The following is a 3861-nucleotide window of genomic DNA, read 5'->3' as shown; positions in this document are numbered from 1 at the left end:
ACATAATCGTGTAAGACCTAAGTAAGGGAAACCAGAAAGGGCTGTGATTAGCTCAAGAATCCTCACGCCTTTAGGCCCAGGAGTGTCAAAAAACTTTAAACTAGGCTGGCAAAGATTGTTATGGCTACTGACGATCGCAAACGTCGCATTCTCGATCATCTCTCCAGAAGCACCAGTGGTGCTGACTATATTCCCAAAAAACCGCTGCCAATTGTGGAAACTCCCCCGCTGGCAGCGCAACCGGTGGCAGCGCCGCCTCCAGTGATTCCTTCACCACAATTAACTGCTAAAGAGCGCAAAAGAAAGATAATGTCCCATCTTTCCAAGAGTAGTCAAGATTTTGGCGAAATTACTAGCACTACCCCCGAAGAAAAGCGCAAACGCCAAATTAACGAACATCTGCGCCAAAGCCAAGGATAAATAGTAAGGAGTGAGAATTAGCAACTAGGCATCTTCTAGACTGTTCTCACTCCCTCATTTTCTGCTGTCGATGGGGATAATGACAGTTGTTGCAAATCAGTTCCTCGCTCTGGCAACAAGGAAATGTTAAAGTTAGTAATGAGCGCTTCGGTGATCGGATGACGTAATTTTTCTGTGGAACCAACATGATAAAAATGCTGTTTAGTATAGATATAAAACTTATCAGCACTCCAATTTTTTTTAATTAAAGGATTGCTTCTAAACTGATTACTGTGCCAAGTGGACAAAATAAACCGACAAGAAATATCCTTTAAAATAGTCACCAGACAATCTTCATCCTCTTCAGACCAAGAGTTAAAATAATCGACGTGTCTCCCCAAATAAGGAGGATCGAGGTAGAGCAAATCTGTTTTTTGCCAATCAGATAAAGTCTCTCGAAAGTCCGCAACTTGAAAATTATAATCATTTTTAATCAGAATATTTTCTATGGCAATAACTTGATTGACTATTTTGGTAATATATGCTTGGGAAAATCGTTCTGATTTATGACAGTAAGGTACGTTAAACTGTCCCTTACGATTGAATCTCATCACCCCATTAAAACAGGAGCGATTGAGAAATAAAAAATCTAGAGAATTAGGAGATTGATTAAATCTTTCTCGTACTTGATAATAATAACTTTCTCCCTGCTCCTTAAGAACTTGACCATTTTCTTGCAAAAAAAGCTTAACAGTTTTACTGGTAATAACTTGATTTTTTAGATTATTATAAAACTGGATAATATGAGTATTTGTGTCCGCAAGTAAAGCCTTTTTGGGATTAATATTAAAAGCCACCACTCCCGAGCCAGAAAAGGGTTCTATCCAACGCCCAAAGCTCAGATCAGACACAATATTTTTAACATCTTTAACCAACTTAGTTTTAATTCCTTGACACTTAATCGGTGGCACAAGCGGCGTTAACTTCACTAAACACTCTCCTCATCAACAGTAATCTCTATCCACAGCCAACTTAGCTGCTGTTGGCTCGTGAATAAAGGTCAAATCAGGGTAAAAATTTTGTTGAGATACTAACTCTATCTTTAATTGGTTACATCTAGCAAAATTATCAAATATGGGAAAAAGAAGCAATTCTAGGATTTTGGAGATGATTTTCGTATCAATAGATATAGTATATACTTCTAGGCAGTTTAAATTCAGTACAGCTTATCCCAGAAACCCTGAGACTCTTGTTAGAACAAATGAACTAAAAAAAATTCTCGTCACCATTGTTGTCAGAATTATGAGAATTACGTTACATTTAGTTAAGATTTAATTGGCTGCGGGGATTAATCTCGAAAAAATAACCTAAAATCCTTGACAAAAACAGCTAAATGAGTTAGGCAAAAATCTTTATCCTAGAACCACTAAACAAACATGAAACTATCCTGGAAAACGATTTTACTGTGGACATTGCCCGCCCTTGTGGTCGGTTTTTTCCTCTGGCAAGGCACTTTTGCCACGGCCACCGGTAATATCGGCAATAACACCGCCACTACCCGCATGACCTACGGACGCTTTCTAGAATACCTAGAGAGTGGTAGGGTTGTTAGCGTCGATCTCTACGAAGGTGGCAGAACTGCGATCGTACAGGCCCTAGATCCAGAACTAGAAAACCGAGTACAACGCCTACGAGTCGATTTACCGGCCAATTCCCCCGATTTAATCGCCCGTTTACGCGATTCTAAAATTAGTTTCGATGCTCACCCGATGCGGAATGACGGCGCTTGGTGGGGATTCCTCGGTAATCTACTTTTCCCCTTTTTGCTGATTGCCGCTCTCTTTTTCCTGTTCCGCCGTTCTAATAATATGCCCGGCGGCCCCGGTCAAGCGATGAGTTTTGGTAAATCAAAAGCCCGTTTCCAGATGGAAGCAAAAACCGGCATCACCTTTGATGATGTGGCGGGAATTGACGAAGCGAAGGAAGAATTACAAGAAGTCGTCACTTTCCTCAAACAACCGGAGAAATTTACCGCCGTCGGTGCCAAAATACCCAAAGGAGTCCTTTTAGTTGGCCCCCCCGGTACGGGTAAAACCCTGTTAGCCAAAGCGATCGCCGGTGAAGCGGGTGTACCTTTCTTCAGCATTTCCGGTTCGGAATTTGTGGAAATGTTCGTCGGTGTCGGTGCTTCTCGCGTGCGCGATTTGTTCAAAAAAGCCAAGGAAAATGCTCCCTGTTTAATCTTTATCGATGAAATTGACGCGGTAGGTCGTCAACGGGGTGCCGGTATCGGTGGTGGTAACGATGAACGCGAACAAACCCTAAACCAATTATTGACAGAAATGGACGGTTTCGAGGGGAATACGGGAATTATCATCATTGCCGCCACTAACCGCCCCGATGTTCTCGATTCCGCTCTCATGCGTCCGGGCCGTTTTGATCGCCAAGTAACCGTCGATGCACCCGATTTTAAAGGTCGTTTAGAGATTTTAGACGTTCATGCCCGCAATAAAAAGCTGGCTAACGACGTTTCCATCGAAGCGATCGCCCGTCGCACTCCGGGGTTCAGTGGGGCAGATTTAGCCAATTTACTGAACGAAGCGGCAATTTTAACCGCCCGTCGTCGTAAAGAAGCCATTACCCTGTTAGAGATAGATGACGCGGTAGATCGCGTTATCGCCGGTATGGAAGGCACTCCTTTAGTCGATAGCAAGAGCAAGCGCTTAATCGCTTACCATGAAGTGGGTCATGCGATCGTGGGTACGCTCTTAAAAGATCACGATCCCGTCCAGAAAGTGACTCTGATTCCCCGGGGACAGGCCCAGGGTTTAACTTGGTTCACTCCCAACGAAGAACAGGGTTTAACCACGAAAGCGCAGTTAATGGCCCGGATTTCCGGTGCTTTAGGTGGTCGCGCGGCCGAGGAAGAAATCTTCGGCTATGATGAGGTGACTACCGGTGCCGGTGGCGATTTACAGCAAGTTTCTGATATGGCCCGTCAGATGGTGACTCGTTTCGGGATGAGCGATTTAGGTCCTTTGTCCCTAGAAAGTCAAGGGGGTGAGGTGTTCCTCGGTGGCGGTTTGATGAATCGTTCCGAGTATTCTGAGAAGGTGGCTACTCGCATCGATGATCAGGTGCGATCGATCGTGGAACACTGCCATGAAATTTCTCGGCAAATTATTCGCGATCATCGGGAAGTGATCGATCGAGTGGTGGATCTGCTGATCGAAAAAGAAACGATCAATGGGGAAGAATTCCGGCAAATTGTGGCTGAATACGCCTACGTTCCCGAAAAAGAACAGTTTGTACCCCAGTTATAGGTTAATTTTAATACAGATGCGATCGGGTGGGTTAAGACTCACCCGATTTTTTTATCGAAAATTTGGGTTAAAACCCCGTCGTTTTACGACGGCTTTAAGCTACAATGGAAAAAGCGATAACCAAGCTAAAAACTGAACC

The 3861-nt window shown here is 43.8% G+C and carries 4 protein-coding genes; 2 read left to right on the top strand and 2 right to left on the bottom strand.

All coding sequences use genetic code 11. The features are described 5' to 3' along the window. Positions 1–120: 120 nt before the first annotated feature. A complete protein-coding gene (locus BGL89_RS07680; RefSeq protein ID WP_286825204.1) occupies positions 121–420 on the top strand; it encodes a hypothetical protein in 300 nt (99 codons plus the stop codon). A gap of 35 nt (positions 421–455) precedes the next feature. Here BGL89_RS07680 and BGL89_RS07675 read toward each other — a convergent pair whose 3' ends face one another. Further along, positions 456–1388, bottom strand: coding sequence for a DNA adenine methylase (locus BGL89_RS07675; protein ID WP_286825203.1), 933 nt, complete (start codon positions 1386–1388; stop codon positions 456–458). Positions 1389–1403: 15 nt separating this feature from the next. Next, positions 1404–1589: a type II restriction endonuclease gene (locus BGL89_RS07670; RefSeq protein WP_286825214.1), complete on the bottom strand. Its 186-nt coding sequence runs from the start codon at positions 1587–1589 to the stop codon at positions 1404–1406. A gap of 246 nt (positions 1590–1835) precedes the next feature. Here BGL89_RS07670 and ftsH2 point away from each other — a divergent pair, with 246 nt between their 5' ends. Beyond that, on the top strand, positions 1836–3722 hold the full coding sequence (gene ftsH2 / locus BGL89_RS07665) for an ATP-dependent zinc metalloprotease FtsH2 (protein WP_286825201.1): 1887 nt from the start codon (positions 1836–1838) through the stop codon (positions 3720–3722). Positions 3723–3861: the final 139 nt, after the last annotated feature.

Source organism: Microcystis sp. LSC13-02 (assembly GCA_002282935.1).
GTDB lineage: Bacteria > Cyanobacteriota > Cyanobacteriia > Cyanobacteriales > Microcystaceae > Microcystis.
Note: the sequence above shows the minus strand (reverse complement) of the source record. Positions and strands in the feature narration are given on the sequence as shown.

Coding starts and splice junctions, on each gene's coding strand:
- BGL89_RS07680 (WP_286825204.1), top strand. CDS start 121: ATGGCTACTGACGATCGCAAACGTCGCATTCTCGATCATCTCTCCAGA.
- ftsH2 (WP_286825201.1), top strand. CDS start 1,836: ATGAAACTATCCTGGAAAACGATTTTACTGTGGACATTGCCCGCCCTT.